This window comes from Streptomyces sp. WY228 (assembly GCF_019287315.1).
Taxonomy (GTDB): Bacteria; Actinomycetota; Actinomycetes; order Streptomycetales; family Streptomycetaceae; genus Streptomyces; species Streptomyces caviscabies.
Window position 1 is genome coordinate 1,309,153 of record NZ_CP079114.1, and the last position, 14,719, is coordinate 1,323,871.

The 14,719-nt window shown below is 73.1% G+C and carries 16 protein-coding genes and 1 pseudogene; 5 read left to right on the top strand and 12 right to left on the bottom strand.

The features are described from left to right. Positions 1-14: 14 nt before the first annotated feature. The 7 genes from KV381_RS05410 to KV381_RS05440 form a co-directional block, all read right to left on the bottom strand. Entirely contained in the window at positions 15-1,223 is a 1,209-nt protein-coding gene (locus tag KV381_RS05410) for an acetylornithine transaminase (RefSeq protein WP_218784769.1), read from the bottom strand. Continuing rightward, on the bottom strand, positions 1,220-2,164 hold the full coding sequence (argB, locus tag KV381_RS05415) for an acetylglutamate kinase (protein ID WP_086778476.1): 945 nt from the start codon (positions 2,162-2,164) through the stop codon (positions 1,220-1,222). Before argB ends, KV381_RS05410 begins: the two co-directional genes overlap by 4 nt. Then, positions 2,161-3,315 carry a bifunctional glutamate N-acetyltransferase/amino-acid acetyltransferase ArgJ gene (argJ, locus tag KV381_RS05420; protein WP_030088421.1) on the bottom strand — a complete coding sequence of 385 codons (1,155 nt, stop codon included), beginning with the start codon at positions 3,313-3,315 and terminating at the stop codon, positions 2,161-2,163. The genes argB and argJ overlap by 4 nt, the downstream gene beginning before the upstream one ends. Beyond that, positions 3,312-4,340: an N-acetyl-gamma-glutamyl-phosphate reductase gene (argC, locus tag KV381_RS05425; protein WP_030088419.1), complete on the bottom strand. Its 1,029-nt coding sequence runs from the start codon at positions 4,338-4,340 to the stop codon at positions 3,312-3,314. The genes argJ and argC overlap by 4 nt, the downstream gene beginning before the upstream one ends. An 88-nt stretch (positions 4,341-4,428) precedes the next feature. Further along, complete coding sequence (locus KV381_RS05430; protein WP_030088416.1) at positions 4,429-4,803, bottom strand: CrcB family protein; 375 nt, start codon at positions 4,801-4,803, stop codon at positions 4,429-4,431. Next, the gene (locus KV381_RS05435; RefSeq protein WP_218784778.1) at positions 4,800-5,330 is read right to left on the bottom strand and encodes a CrcB family protein; all 531 of its coding nucleotides are present in this window, start codon (positions 5,328-5,330) and stop codon (positions 4,800-4,802) included. Before KV381_RS05435 ends, KV381_RS05430 begins: the two co-directional genes overlap by 4 nt. Positions 5,331-5,485: 155 nt before the next feature. Continuing rightward, positions 5,486-6,916 carry an NAD(P)/FAD-dependent oxidoreductase gene (locus KV381_RS05440; RefSeq protein ID WP_218784780.1) on the bottom strand — a complete coding sequence of 477 codons (1,431 nt, stop codon included), beginning with the start codon at positions 6,914-6,916 and terminating at the stop codon, positions 5,486-5,488. A 116-nt stretch (positions 6,917-7,032) separates the two neighbouring features. Here KV381_RS05440 and KV381_RS05445 point away from each other — a divergent pair. Next, positions 7,033-7,608: pseudogene (locus KV381_RS05445) on the top strand (MFS transporter); the annotation flags it as partial. Between the two features lie 79 nt (positions 7,609-7,687). Here the strand turns inward: KV381_RS05445 and KV381_RS05450 are convergent. Further along, a complete protein-coding gene (locus KV381_RS05450) occupies positions 7,688-8,032 on the bottom strand; it encodes a hypothetical protein (RefSeq protein ID WP_030088408.1) in 345 nt (114 codons plus the stop codon). Between the two features lie 180 nt (positions 8,033-8,212). Next, entirely contained in the window at positions 8,213-8,542 is a 330-nt protein-coding gene (locus KV381_RS05455; RefSeq protein ID WP_030632264.1) for a hypothetical protein, read from the bottom strand. Positions 8,543-8,728: 186 nt separating this feature from the next. Here KV381_RS05455 and KV381_RS05460 point away from each other — a divergent pair, with 186 nt between their 5' ends. The 3 genes from KV381_RS05460 to KV381_RS05470 are packed head-to-tail and all read left to right on the top strand — an operon-like array spanning position 8,729 to position 11,289. Further along, the gene (locus tag KV381_RS05460; RefSeq protein WP_030632267.1) at positions 8,729-9,337 is read left to right on the top strand and encodes a GPP34 family phosphoprotein; all 609 of its coding nucleotides are present in this window, start codon (positions 8,729-8,731) and stop codon (positions 9,335-9,337) included. A 36-nt stretch (positions 9,338-9,373) separates the two neighbouring features. After that, on the top strand, positions 9,374-10,297 hold the full coding sequence (locus KV381_RS05465; protein ID WP_373460985.1) for a HEAT repeat domain-containing protein: 924 nt from the start codon (positions 9,374-9,376) through the stop codon (positions 10,295-10,297). Next, positions 10,291-11,289: a MerR family transcriptional regulator gene (locus KV381_RS05470; RefSeq protein WP_030632274.1), complete on the top strand. Its 999-nt coding sequence runs from the start codon at positions 10,291-10,293 to the stop codon at positions 11,287-11,289. The genes KV381_RS05465 and KV381_RS05470 overlap by 7 nt, the downstream gene beginning before the upstream one ends. Here the strand turns inward: KV381_RS05470 and KV381_RS05475 are convergent. Together KV381_RS05475 and KV381_RS05480 are read right to left on the bottom strand one after the other, a co-directional pair. Then, a complete protein-coding gene (locus KV381_RS05475) occupies positions 11,200-12,501 on the bottom strand; it encodes a glycosyltransferase family 39 protein (protein ID WP_032787547.1) in 1,302 nt (433 codons plus the stop codon). The genes KV381_RS05470 and KV381_RS05475 overlap by 90 nt on opposite strands. Before the next feature lie 254 nt (positions 12,502-12,755). Beyond that, positions 12,756-13,556 (bottom strand): LysR family substrate-binding domain-containing protein, encoded by an 801-nt coding sequence (locus tag KV381_RS05480; RefSeq protein WP_030632280.1) that lies wholly within the window; start codon positions 13,554-13,556, stop codon positions 12,756-12,758. 58 nt (positions 13,557-13,614) lie between these two features. Between KV381_RS05480 and KV381_RS05485 the strand changes: the two genes are divergently transcribed. After that, positions 13,615-14,016, top strand: a complete 402-nt coding sequence (locus tag KV381_RS05485) for a DUF5997 family protein (RefSeq protein WP_030088390.1) — start codon at positions 13,615-13,617, stop codon at positions 14,014-14,016. Positions 14,017-14,047: 31 nt separating this feature from the next. Here KV381_RS05485 and KV381_RS05490 read toward each other — a convergent pair whose 3' ends face one another. Continuing rightward, entirely contained in the window at positions 14,048-14,587 is a 540-nt protein-coding gene (locus KV381_RS05490; protein ID WP_030088388.1) for a hypothetical protein, read from the bottom strand. Between the last annotated feature and the right edge of the window lie 132 nt (positions 14,588-14,719).

Below are 14,719 nucleotides of genomic sequence, written 5' to 3' on the forward strand. Positions count from 1 at the left end.
CATTCTCCGGAGGGTCATGCTCCGGATCGTCCGTCCCCGTGTGCCGCGTCGAGAGCGCTCGGCAGGATCTCCAGGAACGCGTCCACCTCCGCGTCACCGATGATCAGCGGCGGCATGAGCCGTACGACATCGGGGGCGGGCGCGTTCACCAGGAGGCCGGCTCCCTGGGCCGCCTGCTGCACCTGCGGTGCGAGGGGTCCGGTGAGCACGATACCCAGCAGCAGGCCGCTGCCGCGGACATGGGAGACCAGCGGGTGTCCCAGTGCCTCCACGCCGTCGCGGATCTTCTCGCCGAGCCGCTTGACCTCGTCGAGCGCGCCGTCGGCCGCGAGGGTGTCGATGACGGCGAGTCCGGCGGCGCAGGCGACCGGGTTGCCGCCGAAGGTGGTGCCGTGGTGACCGGGCTTCAGCAGGTCGGCGGCCGGGCCGAAGGCGACGGTCGCGCCGATCGGCAGACCGCCGCCGAGGCCCTTGGCGAGGGTGACGATGTCGGGCTCGACGCCTTGGTGGGCCTGGTGCTCGAACCACTGGCCGCAGCGGCCGATACCGGTCTGTACCTCGTCGAGGACGAGGAGGGTCCCGGTCGCCCGGGTGATCTCGCGGGCGGCCTCCAGATAGCCCTTGGGCGGGACGACGACACCGTTCTCGCCCTGCACCGGCTCGATGATGACCAGGGCGGTGTCGGTGGTGACGGCCGCGCGCAGGGCGGCCACGTCTCCGTACGGCACATGCGTGACATCGCCGGGCAGCGGCCGGAACGGCTCCTGCTTCCCCGGCTGTCCGGTCAGCGCGAGCGCGCCCATGGTCCGGCCGTGGAAGCCGCCGTCGGTCGCGACCATGTGGGTGCGCCCGGTGAGCCGGCCGATCTTGAAGGCGGCCTCGTTGGCCTCCGCGCCGGAGTTGGCGAAGAAGACCCGGCCCTGACGGCCGAACAGCTGGAGCAGCCGTTCGGCGAGCGCGACGGGCGGCTCGGCGATGAACAGGTTCGATACGTGGCCGAGGGAGGCGATCTGGGTGGAGACGGCCTCGACGACGGCGGGGTGGGCGTGGCCGAGGGCGTTGACCGCGATGCCGCCGACGAAGTCGAGGTAGCGGGTGCCGTCCTCGTCCCAGACGTACGCGCCTTCGCCGCGGACGAGCGGCAGGCGGGGCGTGCCGTAGTTGTCCATCAGCGCGTCCTGCCAGCGCGAGGGGAGTCCGGTATCGGCTCCGGTGCCGGTCATGATGCCCCCTGTTCAGGCCCTGCGTGTACGTCGGCTGCGTGTACGTCGATGGGGGCGTCCGGCACGACCATGGTGCCGATGCCCTCGTCGGTGAAGATCTCCAGCAGGATCGAGTGCTGGACCCGGCCGTCGATGACCCGGGCGGTCTCGACGCCGTTGCGCACGGCGTGGAGGCAGCCCTGCATCTTGGGGACCATGCCGCTGGACAGCTCGGGCAGCAGCTTCTCCAGCTGGCTCGCGGTGAGCCGGCTGATGACGTCGTCGCTGTTGGGCCAGTCCTCGTAGAGGCCCTCGACATCGGTGAGGACCATCAGCGTCTCGGCGTTCAGGGCGGCGGCGAGCGCGGCGGCCGCGGTGTCGGCGTTGACGTTGTAGACGTGGTGGTCGTCGGCGGAGCGGGCGATGGAGGAGACGACCGGGATGCGGCCGTCGTCCAGCAGCGCCTGGATGGCCCCGGTGTCGATGGCGGTGATCTCGCCGACCCGGCCGATGTCGACGGACTCGCCGTCGATGGTGGGCCGGTGCTGGGTGGCGGTGATGGTGTGGGCGTCCTCGCCGGTCATGCCGACGGCGAGGGGGCCGTGCTGGTTGAGGAGGCCGACCAGCTCGCGCTGGACCTGTCCGGCGAGCACCATCCGGACGACGTCCATCGCCTCGGGGGTGGTGACGCGCAGCCCGGCCTTGAACTCGCTGACCAGGCCCTGCTTGTCGAGCTGGGCGCTGATCTGGGGGCCGCCGCCGTGCACGACGACGGGCTTGAGGCCGGCGTGCCGCAGGAAGACGACGTCCTGGGCGAAGGCGGCCTTCAGCTCCTCGTCGATCATGGCGTTGCCGCCGAACTTGATGACGACGGTCTTGCCGTTGTGCCGGGTCAGCCAGGGCAGCGCCTCGATGAGGATCTGCGCCTTCGGGAGTGCGGTGTGCTTCCGCGCGGCGCTCATGAGCTGTACGCGCTGTTCTCGTGGACGTAGTCCGCGGTGAGGTCGTTGGCCCAGATGACGGCGGACTCGGTGCCCGCGGCCAGGTCGGCGGTGACCTTGACCTCCCGGTAGCGCATGTCGACGAGGTCGCGGTCCTCCCCCACGCCGCCGTTCTTGCAGACCCAGACGTCGTTGATGGCGACGTTGAGCTGGTCCGGCTCGAAGGCCGCCTTCGTCGTGCCGATGGCGGAGAGGACACGGCCCCAGTTGGGGTCCTCGCCGTGGATGGCGCACTTGAGGAGGTTGTTGCGGGCGATGGAGCGGCCGACCTCGACGGCGTCGTCCTCGGTGGCCGCGTTGATCACCTCGATCCGGATGTCCTTGGAGGCGCCCTCGGCGTCGCCGATGAGCTGCCGGGCGAGGTCGTCGCAGACGGTCCGTACGGCTTCGGCGAACGCGTCCTGCTCCGGGGTGATGCCGCTGGCGCCGGAGGCGAGGAGCAGCACGGTGTCGTTGGTGGACATGCAGCCGTCGGAGTCGACCCGGTCGAAGGTGGTCCGGGTGGCGTCGCGGAGTGCGGCGTCCAGTGCGGGGGCTTCCACATCCGCGTCGGTGGTGAGGACGACGAGCATGGTGGCGAGGCCCGGGGCGAGCATGCCGGCGCCCTTGGCCATGCCGCCGACGGTCCAGCCCTCGCCGCCCGCGACGGCCGTCTTGTGCACGGTGTCGGTGGTCTTGATGGCGATGGCGGCCTTCTCACCGCCGTGCTCGCTGAGCGCGGCGGCGGCCTGCTCGATGCCGGGGAGGAGCTTGTCCATGGGGAGCAGGATGCCGATGAGCCCGGTGGAGGCGACGGCTACTTCTCCCGCACTGTGGCCGTCCAGCACCTCGGCGACCTTCTCGGCCGTGGCGTGGGTGTCCTGGAAGCCCTGGGGGCCCGTACAGGCGTTGGCGCCACCGGAGTTGAGGACGACGGCGGTGACCTCGCCGCCCTTGAGGACCTGCTCCGACCAGAGCACCGGGGCGGCCTTGACGCGGTTGGAGGTGAAGACGCCCGCGGCGGCGCGGCGCGGCCCGTTGTTGACCACGAGGGCCAGGTCCGGGTTTCCGCTCTCCTTGATTCCCGCGGCGATGCCCGCCGCCGAGAACCCCTGTGCTGCCGTGACGCTCACGGTGCAACTCCGATCGTCGTGAGACCTGTGTCCTCGGGGAGCCCGAGGGCGATGTTCATGCTCTGCAGGGCGCCGCCCGCGGTGCCCTTGGCGAGATTGTCGATGGCGCAGATGACCACGATCCGTCCGGCGGCCGGGTCGTGGGCGACCTGGACCTGTACGGCGTTGGAGCCGTACACCGCGGCGGTGGCGGGCCACTGCCCCTCGGGCAGGAGGTCCACGAACGGCTCGTCCGCGAACGCCTTCCCGTACACCGCGCGCAGGCTCTCCGCGCTCACGCCGGGCTTCGCCTTCGCGCTGCACGTGGCGAGGATGCCGCGCGGCATGGGCGCGAGGGTCGGCGTGAAGGAGACGGAGACCGGCTCACCGGCGGCGGCGCTGAGGTTCTGGATCATCTCGGGCGTGTGGCGGTGCCCGCCGCCGACGCCGTACGGGGTCATGTTGCCCATCACCTCGGAGCCGAGCAGATGCGGCTTGGCCGCCTTGCCCGCACCCGAGGTGCCCGACGCGGCGACGATGACGGCCTCCGGCTCGGCGATACCGGCCTCGTACGCGGGGAAGAGCGCGAGCGAGACGGCGGTCGGGTAGCACCCCGGCACGGCGATCCGCCGCACCCCGGCGAGCGCGGCCCGCCCGCCCGGCAGCTCGGGCAGCCCGTAGGGCCAGGTCCCGGCGTGCGGGGACCCGTAGAACGTCTCCCAGTCACCGGCGTCCTTGAGCCGGAAGTCGGCCCCCATGTCGACGACGAGGACCTCGTCCCCGAGCTGCTCGGCGACGGCGGCGGACTGCCCGTGCGGAAGCGCCAGGAAGACGACGTCATGACCGGCGAGCACCTCGGCGGTGGTGGGCTCCAGCACCCGGTCGGCCAGCGGCCGCAGATGCGGCTGGAGCGACCCGAGCGCCTGCCCGGCGTTGGAGTGCCCGGTGAGGGCGCCGATCTCGACCTCGGGGTGCGCCAGCAGAAGGCGGAGCAGCTCCCCGCCGGCGTATCCGCTCGCCCCTGCCACTGCTGCTCGTACCACCATCGGTAACCCTCCTGATCGATGGCATGACTATACGCATCGACGCACTTTTATGCAAAGCGCTTTCAGGTGGGGCGGGTGCGTTCCGTCGTCAGGTCAGAAGGGTGGTGGCGAGGGCGGTGGCGAGGTACGCGGTGCCGAGGCCGGCGACGACGCTGACGACGGCGTTGGCGGCGGCGAAGTACTTCGCGCCGGTCTCGGCCAGGCGCATGCTCTCGAAGGAGAACGTCGAGTAGGTGCTGAGCGTCGCGCACAGGCCGGGGCCGATCAGGTGCTGGAGCGCGGCGGGCACGGTGGTGGCGGTGGCGGCGCCGGTGAGGAAGCCGAGTCCGGCGCAGGCGGCGATGTTGACGGTGAAGGTGCCCCACGGGAAGACGGTGGTGTGGCGGGCCTGGACGGCGCGGTCGGTGAGATAGCGCAGCGGGGCCCCGACGATCGCCCCGGCGATGACCATCAGCCAGTTCATGAGCGCCCCCGCTCCGCACCCGTGCGCGGGAGGACGACGAGGCGGGTGAGGGCGGCGGCGGCCCAGACCGCGGCGAACGCGGCCGTCAGGGTCGCCGCCGCGTACAGCAGGCCGGTGGCGTGCCGGCCGTGGTCGAGGAGGCGCTGGGTGTCGAGGGTGGCGGTGGAGAAGGTGGTGTAGCCGCCCAGGACGCCGGTGCCGAGGAACGGCCTGGTCAGGGGGTGGGCGGTGAAGCGTTCGGTGATCAGGACCATCAGGACGCCCATGGCGGCGCAGCCGGAGACGTTGATCCAGAAGACGGTCCAGGGGAACGCGGTGGGGGCGGCGGGCCAGATCAGGGTGGCGCCGTAGCGGGCGCAGGCGCCGATGACGCCGCCGGCCGCGATGGCGGCGAGGATCTCGCCCTGACGGCGCTTCGGGCCGGGCGCCTTCGCGGGCGGCCACGGGCCGACGGCGGTGTCCGGGTCGACCGGTTCGGCCTGCCTGCCGGTGGGCGGGGTGTGGTGTTCGGGGCGGTCGGGGTGCACGTGTTCAGGCTCCTACCTGATCGGCCGGTCCGTGCGCGGGCGCGCGGAAGTGTCAGGCAGGGACCGTTGGCGGCCGACGACGGTTGCGGCTGCGGTTGGTTACGGCGGGCCCCACCGCCGTACAGCCGCCCGCGCGGGGTGGCTGTACGGCCAGGTTACCGGTCGCGGGGCCGACGGGTGAGGTGGCGCAGGGCCGCCTCCGCCGCGTTGGCGCCGCACATGCCGTGCGCGCCCGGCCCTGGCGGGGTGGCGGCCGAGCAGATGTACATGCCGGGGACACCGGTGTCGTACGGGGAGAGCGTCGACCGCGGCCCGAGGACCAGTTGGCGCGGGTCCTTGGCGCCGGTGACGATGTCGCCGCCCACGTAGTTGGGGTTGTGGGCGTGCATGGCCGTGGTGGATCGCGCCACGTGGCCGACGACGCGGTCCCGGAATCCGGGGGCGAACCGTTCGATCCGGTCGATCACCGCTCCGGTCGCGTCCCCGGTGTAGCCGTGGGGCACGTGCGCGTAGCTGTAGACGGGGTGGATGTCGCCGACGGAGCGCCGGGGGTCGGCGAGGTACTGCTGGCCCACGAGGACGAACGGGCGCTCGGGCATGCGGCCCGCGTGGACGTCCCGTTCGGCGGCGGCGGTCTCGGCGTACGGGCCGCCGAGATGGACCGTGCCGGCCCGACGGGCGTCCGGGTTCGTCCACGGGACGCCGCCCTCGACCGCGAAGTCGACCTTGAAGGCGCCCGGTCCGTGCCGGAAGCGCCGGTAGGCGCGGGCGACACGGGCGGGCAGCCGGTCGCCGACGATGTCGGCGACGGCGCGCGGCGCGAGGTCGAACATCGTGATGTCGGCGGGTGGCAGATCCTGTACGCGCCGTACCTCGACGCCGGTCTCGATCGTGCCGCCGTGTTCGGCGAGGGCCGAGGCCAGCGCCGCCGCGATCGACCGCGATCCGCCGGCGGCGACCGGCCAGCCGTGTCGGTGCCCGGCGGTGATGATGCCCAGGCCGATGGCGGCGGAGAGCGGGTGGTGCAGCGGCCGGAACGCGTGCGCCGCCACCCCGCCGAACAACGCCCGGCCGCGCTCGGTGGTGAACAGGCGCGCGACGGCCGAGGCCGGCAGCAGGGCCGGCAGACCGAACCGCGCCAGGGCGAGCGGGTGCCCGGGCAGGCGCAGCAGCGGCCCCATGACGTCCTCGGCCAGCAGGTCGAAGCGGGCCGCGGGCCCGGCGAACGCCAGTCGCCAGCGGGAGCCGTCCCGGCCGAGCCCGGCCGCCGTCTCCTCCACCGAGCGGTGCAGCACGCCGGCCTCGCCGCCGTCGAGCGGGTGGACACAGTCGATCTCCGGCCGACGCCAGATCAACCCGTGCCGCTCCGGATCGAGGCTCCGCAGGAACGCCGATCCGGCTGCCATCGGGTGGATGGCCGAGCAGTGGTCGTGCAGCAGCCCCGGCATGACGGCCTCGCCCGAGCGGGTGCCGCCGCCGATCTCGTCGGCCGCCTCCAGCACGGTGACCCGGGCCCCCGAACGGGCGAGGACGACAGCGGCGGCGAGCCCGTTGGGCCCACTGCCGACAACGATCGCGGTAGTCACGCGAGCGACCCTAACGGCCGGGCGTATCGCGAACGAACCGCGGTGAACGGCGCTGAACCTCAGCGCACTTCGGCCATCGTAGAAAGTTCTTCGCAAAGGGTTCTTCGCGAACACGCGTGCCCGTCCGGGCCAGGCAGTCCGGCAACGGGCCGGCCGCGAGCGGCCTGATGGGTAGCGTGATGGGGGCCGCCGGGGTCGGCGGGAGCCTGATCGCCGCGGCGGTCGCGCACCGGTTGCGGCGGCGGGTGGTGGTCCTCGCCGGGTTCCTGCTGGCCGGGGCGCCGAGATTCCTGGTCCTCGCCCTCGATGCCCCGTTGGGGGCGGTCCTGGCGGTCTTCGCGCTCAGCGGGTTCGGCGCCGGGTTCGTCAACCCCGTGCTGGGGGCCGTCCTCGTCGAACGGGTGCCGCGCCGGATGCTGGGTCGCGTCAACGCCCTCGGCGACTCGCTGGCCTGGTCCGGTATCCCGCTCGGCGGGCTGATCGCCGGAGCGGCGGTGACCGCCGCCGGGCTGACACCGGTGCTGATCGCCGGCGGAGCCGTGTACTTCCTCACCACGCATCTGGCCGGACTGCGGCCGGAGTGGCGCGAGATGGACCGTACGCGTGGGCGGGACTCGCCGAAGCGGCGGACCGGGGAGGAGCGAGAGACAGCCGTCCCGCAGGCGAAGGACCGGGCGGACGCGGCGCCATGACGCCTACGAGGACGTGCTGCCCGGAGCCGCTCGGCCCGGGCAGCAGTGCGCATGGCGATGCGTCAGAGAGATCAGAGAATCAGAGGAAGAGAACCGAACGCACCTTCAGCCGCTCCGATGCCCCGCCGGTGTGCGGACGGAGGGGGAAGGAGTCGCCCTCGCAGTCGGCGTCGGTGAAGACCTGAGCCCAGGCATCCGTGCGGTTCTTCGGCGAGTGCCCGGGCTCGGGGTTCTCCGGGCCGACGCCCGGGAGGTTGACACACCGGCCGCTCGGCGGGCTGTTCAGGAAGCCGGTCGCCTCGTACCCCTCGACGGTCACGTAGTCGTAGCGGAACTGCCCCTCGGCGGCCGAGGCGGAAGAGGGAACGGCGGCGAGGAGCAGTGCGGCGCCGAGAGCGGCGGGGAGGGCGGAGCGAAAGCGCACGGGGGAAATCCTTCTGAGGGGTCGCCGAAGCGACGGCATGGCTACGTTGCGTGCACATAATGACACACTGAGTGACCATCCATGATCCGGAGCTGATCCGGGCCGGACCCGTCATCGTCCGAGGTCACCCGGTTCGCCGGAGGCCTCCCGCCGGCAGGTCCGCAACCCCGGCCCCGCTCACTACGGCACGTTGTACCGGACGAGCGCCTTGGCCACCGGCGTACCGCTGCGCTGTGCGTATGTCATCCGCTCGCGCACCTCACGCAGCCCCCGGGGCCGGAACCCGGGCCCGCCGCAGCAGCTCTTGTGAAATCCCACGCCCGCGTTGAGCAGCACTGTGAGGGCCCGCCATGCCGCGATGTCCCGCCGCCGCGGCGCCGCGAACGCCGATCCGGCGTGGATCATCGGCTCCGCGCAGTTCGGGCAGTTCCGCTGCCTCGTCCGGTCGTAGGGCTGCTTGTACGACACCCGGCAGGAGAGACAGACGTACGACGTTTTCCCGTGGCTCATCGGCTCAGCCTAGGGTTCGCTCCGGTCCACGGCCATCGACTTCTTCGGCTCCGGCTCGGCTGCCGCCGAGGCCGTGGGGCGGGCGGGGGCGATACTGGTCGTAGCAGTCGCCTCGCCGCCGAACCGGCTCCCGGCCGGGGCGGCGGCGGGGCCCCGCTCTGTCGATGCCTCTGAGGGGAGCCGTACATGACCACGGCGAAAGACCTGTTCATCATCGCCATGGACCCGGAGCCGGAGCACACCGTGGGGCAGGGCGACCTGTCGCTCGCCCTCGCGGGAGCCGAACTCCTCGATCTCATCGGTGCGGGAACCATCACCGTGGACGGCGACCTCATCGTGCCGGGCGGTTCGTCGGCGCCGGACGACCGGCTGCTCGGCGAGGCCACGGCGGGGCTCACCCGGCAACCGCCCTACGAGCGGATCGAGGACTGGCTGTGGCGCCGCGGCCGGGATCTCTCGGCCGCCTACCAGGACGCGCTGGAACGTGACGGCGAGCTCACGCAGAAGCGGAGCGGTCTGCTGCCCTTCGGTCCGAAGCAGGTGGAACTGGTGGACACCCCCGCCCGCCGCCGTGCCCTCGCCCGCCGGGAGGAGGGCGACCCCGTTCTGGCCTCCCTCGCGTCGGCCGTGGGTCTCGACGGCGCCGGGTCCGATGACGACGAGATCCGCCTCGACGACGAGACGGTCACGGCCGTGGTCGCCACCGTCCATGAAGCGGTGATGGAGCTGGAGGCCGTACGCCAGCGGCGGACCATCGAGAACACGGCCTTCGCCAACGTCTGGCGCGGACCCTGAGCCGGGGGCCGGGCGCTCCGGTTTGACCTTGACACGGTGACAAGCTTTTCACTGCTGGTCGAGGAGGTGCTCTCGATGACGGTCACGGGACACGACACGGGCGCGGGCAGGGGCACGAGCGCAGGTACGGGAGCGGACGCCGGCGCGGTACGGGCGCTTCGCGGGCTGGAGGACGGTCGTCCGGCCGTACGGCTGCGGGCCGCGCTGGCCGTCGGCACGACGCCGGACCCCCGTTTCGTCGACAAGCTCGTCGAGCGGAGCGCCGTCGAGCCCGACTTCTTCGTCCGGGACATGCTCACCTGGGCTCTCACCCGTCACCCGGTGTCCGTCACGCTTCCCCGGCTGCTCGGCGAGGTCCGCTCGGAGCGGGCGTCGGCGCGGAGTCAGGCGCTGCACACGCTGTCCAAGATCGGGGACCGGCGGGCGTGGCCGGCGATCACCCGGGCGCTCCTGACCGACGCCGACGACGAAGTGGCGCGGAGCGCCTGGCGGGCGGCGGTCGTGCTCGTACCGGAAGAGGAGGAGTTTGCGTTGGGCGCGCTGCTGGCGACGCAGCTCGGGCGCGGCGGGCCGGAGACCCGGCTGAGCCTCAGCCGGGCGCTGATCGCGCTCGGGGACGCGATGGCGTCGGCTCTGGCCGCCGCGGCGAAGGACCCCGACCCGCGGGTACGCGCGCATGCGCTCGCCACGGATCGGCTGCTGCGCGACCCGGACGCCGGATTCACGTTCGCGCTGGAGGAGGCGAAGCGGGTCGTCGCCCTCGGCGCCGGTTCCGGTGAGGCCGGGGGTTCCGGCGCCGGTTCCGGCGGCAGCTCAGGCGAGGCCGGTGAGGCCAGCGGTTCCGGCGAGTTCGGTGAGGCCGGTAAGGCCGGTGAGGCCGGTGAGCCGGTGAGGCCGGTGGCTCCGAGGGGGCCCCGGCTGTCAGGCGCTCCGGCGGGGAAGGGCCGTAACGCGTGCTGATCGGTGAGGTCGCGCGGCGGTCCGGGGTCAGTGCCCGGATGCTCCGGCACTACGAGTCGCTCGGTCTGGTGCGGCCCTCGGGCCGCACCGGGTCCGGCTACCGGGAGTACTCCGGGGCGGACATCCGGCGGATCTTCCACGTCGAGAGCCTGCGGGCGATGGGGCTGTCGCTGCGCGAGATCGGGCGTGCTCTCGACGATCCCGGCTTCACACCGTCCGCGCTCGTCGACGACCTCATCCGCCGGACGCGCGAACGCATCGCGGCGGAGACCGAGTTGCTCACGCGGCTGCGCCGGGTCCATGCCACGGATCCGGCCGGCTGGGAGGACGTCCTCCAGGTCGTCACACTCCTGGGCGCCCTGGGGTCGAAGAACGCCGACGCACGCCAGCGCGCGGCCCTCGCCCCGGTCGCCGAGGTTCCGGTGGAGGCCCTGGCCGAGGCGGCGCTCGGCGAGAGCGACCCGAACGTGGCCGGGGCTCTCCGATGGGCGCTGGCCCGAGCGGGCGGCGGCGGCCCGGCGCTGCTGGCCCGGGGGCTCGGCTCACGGGAGGCCGCCGTGCGGGAGCGTGCCGTCCGGTCACTCGCCGAGATGCCCGGCGGCGAGGCCACCGCGCTGTTGCGGGACGCCCTCGCGCATCCCGATGCCGTGGTCCGCGGCCACGCCGCCCTGGCGCTCGGGACACGGGGCGAGGCGGACGTCGTCCCGGAGCTCGTCGACATGGTCGTGGCCGGAAGGAACGACACCGACGCGGCCGACGCGCTGAGCGTGCTGGCCGGCGACGAAGCGGCGGCGGACCGGATCACGGCCGCGCTCGTCGCCCCCCTCGCCCACGACACCACCTCCGCGTCGGCGCGCGGGCGGCTGGCCCAGGCGCTGGCGGGCGTCCCGGGGGCGGCTGCCTCACGTGCCCTCGGGGAGCTGCTGGCCGACGCCGACCGCGCCGTCGCGTTGACCGCCGCGTACGTTCTCCGGCTCCGCGACGTCGGGTGACGGCCCTCGCCCGGACGCGGAGGCGGGTGCGACCGGCCGGTCCAGGAGCAGCGGGACCGCCAGGACGGGCAGCAGCCAGACGAACACGATGAGGCGGTGGCCGATGAGCTGGTCGAGGTTCGGGTGGCCCGCCTGGTTGAGGAGGCCCGCCGCCCCCGCCGCCAGGGCCACGGGCAGTACCACGGAGCGCCGCAGCAGCAGCGCCCAGGCCGAGAGCGCGAGCAGGACCGGAAGGACCGGGTAGGTGGCCTGACGCCGGAGCCACGCCGTCCAGAAGACCCGCTCCTGGACGAAGAACTCGGGCCAGGGGTCGGGCAGATCGGGGCGCTGGTAGTGGTGGGTCAGCAGATCCTGGGCGCTGTCCTGGCCCATGGGCCAGGACAGCAGATGCGCCCCGGCGTAGACGGCCGCCGCCAGCACCCCGCACAGTCCGGCCGCCCGCAGTACGGGAGTGGGCCGCCGCCGCTTCAGCCGCAGCCACCCGGACCAGGCCAGGAAGACTCCCGCGAGAGCGGCCGCCAGCAGAAGTGCCTGCGAGTACCGGACGAGGAACATCAGGGCCAGGCCGCCCGCGACGAGCGCCGCGCCGGTGCGGGGCCGGTCCCGCAGCATTAGCACGCAGCCGAGGAGGACCGCCGTGCCGAGCGCCAGGGAGAGCCCGTCGCTCAGGGGGTTCATGGCCACGGTGCCGGTGGGCAGGGCCAGGTACAGGGCCTGCCCGGCCAGACCGGCGCGTCGGGAGGCGCCCGCGGCGCGGAGGGTGAGCAGCACGCAGACGCTGCCGGCCAGCGCGACGACGAGCCCGGCGAGCCAGAGGCCCCAGGTGGCGCCGAACACGGTCACGAAGGGGACCAGGAACAGCGGATAGCCGGGCCGGGCCTCGAAGATGGCCATGAACCGCTGGTTGGCGAACGGGGCGGTCATCCCTGAGGTGTTGCCGTGGCGGGACCAGTACGCGACCGAGTCGGTGAGCCGGCGCACGCACTGCTCCTCCGACTCGCCCGCGGCCTTCCGGCTGGTCCAGGGGATGGAGTCCAGGGGCCCGTGCTGCCCGCTGGCGCAGGAGTAGCCGATGGCCCGGCGGCCCGCTTCCTCGCGGCTCTCGCCGCTCAGACTCAGGGCGTAGGAGAGGTAGTTCTTCGTGTCGGGCGAGGCGCGTCCGGTGACCGCCGTCAGCTGGAGTCCGGCGAAGGCCACGGCGATGAGCACCATCCCGACGAGGCCGAGGCTCCGGGTGCTGCGCACGCCTGGCCATGGCCTGCGGGTGCCCGGCGACGATGTGCGCGTGCCCGGCGAAGGGCTGCGGGTGCCCGGCAACAGGCCGCGGGTGCTCTGCGACAGGCTGCCGGAGTTCGGCATCGGTCGGCGGATGTTCGGCATCGGACGGACGCTCCCCTGCATACGGCGGTTGCCCGGTCAACGAGTCGACCGCCGTGGGGTGGCGTTACGGTGCGGATCCGGACGCGCTACCGGCCCCGCGGCTTTCCGCGCTTGCCGCTCTGGCCGCCGGCCCGGCCGCCCGACTGCGGCTTCCTGCCCGCCGCGGGCTTGTTCCGGGCACCGCCCGATCCGCTGCCCGATCCGCCGCCGGCCCGCTTGCTCCTGGCCTTGGCCTTGTCCGTGGCTTTTTCCTTGGCCTTCGCCGGGGCGGCCGCGCGGCCGCGGGTGCTGTTGACGGTGCGCCCCCGGACGATCCCGATGAACTCCTCCACCAGGTCGGGGGTTTCCTCCGCCTGGGGCCAGGACAGGGCGACGCGCGACTCGGGGGCGTCCGGGACCGGGCGGTAGGTGAGGTCCTTGCGGTGGTGGAGGCGGGCCAGGGACTGCGGGACGAGGAGGACGCCGATGCCCGCCGCCACCAGCTCGATCGCGTCCGCCGTGGTCGCCGGGCGCTCGACGGCGGGGCGGCCGGGCAGGGTCTCCCAGTCGAGTACGTCGTCCAGCGGATGCAGCACGATCTCGTCGGCCAGCTCGGCGAGCGCCACCTCTTCGGCGGCGGTCACGACATGGTCCTTGGGGATCACGACGACGGTCGTCTCGGTGTAGAGCGGGATCGCGCTCAGGACGTTCCGGTCGACCGGGAGCCGTACGAGACCGGCGTCGGCGTCACGGCCCGCCAGCAGGTCCGGCGCTTCGGCGGCGGTGGCCTGGACGAGCTCCAGGGAGGTGTCGGGCAGCCGCTCGTGCCAGACCCTCACCCACTTGGTGGGCGTCACGCCGGGAACGTACGCGAGCCTGAAGGATGAGGGGATGTCCGAGCCTGTCACGGAACCAGGCTACCGGCAGGTGGTCGGAGGTATGTCCCATGGTCGATACCCTGGACCCATGACGTCGCACAAGACCGCCCAGACCATGAAGCCCGCCACGGCGGCGAAGAAGCTGGGTGTGTACCTCCAGGCCACCCCCGCCGATTTCCAGGAGGGTGCCGTCTCCCGCACCGAGCTCAACGCCCTCCAGACCGACCCGCCCGCCTGGCTGGTGGAGCTGCGCCGCACCGGTCCGCACCCCCGCCCGGTCGTCGCGTCGAAGCTCGGCATCTCCATCGCGGGGCTCGCCCGCGGCGGGGTCACCGAGCCGCTCACCACCGAGCAGATCGACGCGCTCAAGGACGAGATGCCCGAGTGGCTCCAGAAGGAGCGCGCCACCCAGGCCGAGGTGCGTAAGGAAGCCGCTCGCATCAAGGAGCGCAACGCCGAGCGGGCCGCTCAGTCCGGCGATCAGCAGTAGGTCCCCGGCGCGCTGTCAGGGCGGCCCGCTGTCAGGGCCTCCGGCCCCGGCCCCGCGGAAACTCGCCGAGGCTGACCGCGCGGTGAATCGTCTCGGCCAGTTCCCGTGCGTCCTCGGTGAACGTGTCCACCCGGATCTTCCGCTCGTTCCGTAGTTCGATGGCGAAGCGGAAGCCCATCCCCCGGGCCTCGGCCAGCGGGCGCCCGTCCTCGGCCGAGGCGGACCCGATCCCCTCGATGTCCGTCCAGGGAATCAGGGTGGCGGTGCCCGCGAGCCGGTGGGTCAGCCCCCGCTCGTGGACGTCGAAGGACTGCTCCCGGGTGCGCAGGGCCTGCATGAGGCGCCAGACGCCGAGACTTAGCCCGACCAGCCCCACCCCGAGCAGCAGACCCGCCAGTTCGGGCGCGCCGTCGGTGGTGCCGATGGAGGCGATGGTCACGGGCACCCCGAAGGCGAGGCCGACGACGCCCGTGACCAGCAGGGCGCCGGCCAGTCGTAGCCGTCTGCCGCCGTCGGTGCGGTGTTCGCGGACGAATCCGCCGAGCTCCCGTGCGGCTTCGGTGCGTCGCATCGTCGTTCCCCCCGTCGTGGACATCTCAAATACTGCCCGATCGCGGGGGCGGACACCACGGAAACGGCCGGAACATGCCGCGGGCCCGCGGCCGGCCGTTCCGCCGACGCGTACGTCGGGGGAACGGCCCTG

Bases quoted from the DNA above. Each gene is read 5' to 3' on its own strand.
- KV381_RS05410 (WP_218784769.1), bottom strand. From the start codon at position 1,223: ATGACCGGCACCGGAGCCGATACCGGACTCCCCTCGCGCTGGCAGGAC.
- argB (WP_086778476.1), bottom strand. From the start codon at position 2,164: ATGAGCGCCGCGCGGAAGCACACCGCACTCCCGAAGGCGCAGATCCTC.
- argC (WP_030088419.1), bottom strand. From the start codon at position 4,340: ATGGTGGTACGAGCAGCAGTGGCAGGGGCGAGCGGATACGCCGGCGGG.
- KV381_RS05430 (WP_030088416.1), bottom strand. From the start codon at position 4,803: ATGAACTGGCTGATGGTCATCGCCGGGGCGATCGTCGGGGCCCCGCTG.
- KV381_RS05455 (WP_030632264.1), bottom strand. From the start codon at position 8,542: ATGAGCCACGGGAAAACGTCGTACGTCTGTCTCTCCTGCCGGGTGTCG.
- KV381_RS05460 (WP_030632267.1), top strand. From the start codon at position 8,729: ATGACCACGGCGAAAGACCTGTTCATCATCGCCATGGACCCGGAGCCG.
- KV381_RS05475 (WP_032787547.1), bottom strand. From the start codon at position 12,501: ATGGTGCTCATCGCCGTGGCCTTCGCCGGACTCCAGCTGACGGCGGTC.
- KV381_RS05485 (WP_030088390.1), top strand. From the start codon at position 13,615: ATGACGTCGCACAAGACCGCCCAGACCATGAAGCCCGCCACGGCGGCG.
- KV381_RS05490 (WP_030088388.1), bottom strand. From the start codon at position 14,587: ATGCGACGCACCGAAGCCGCACGGGAGCTCGGCGGATTCGTCCGCGAA.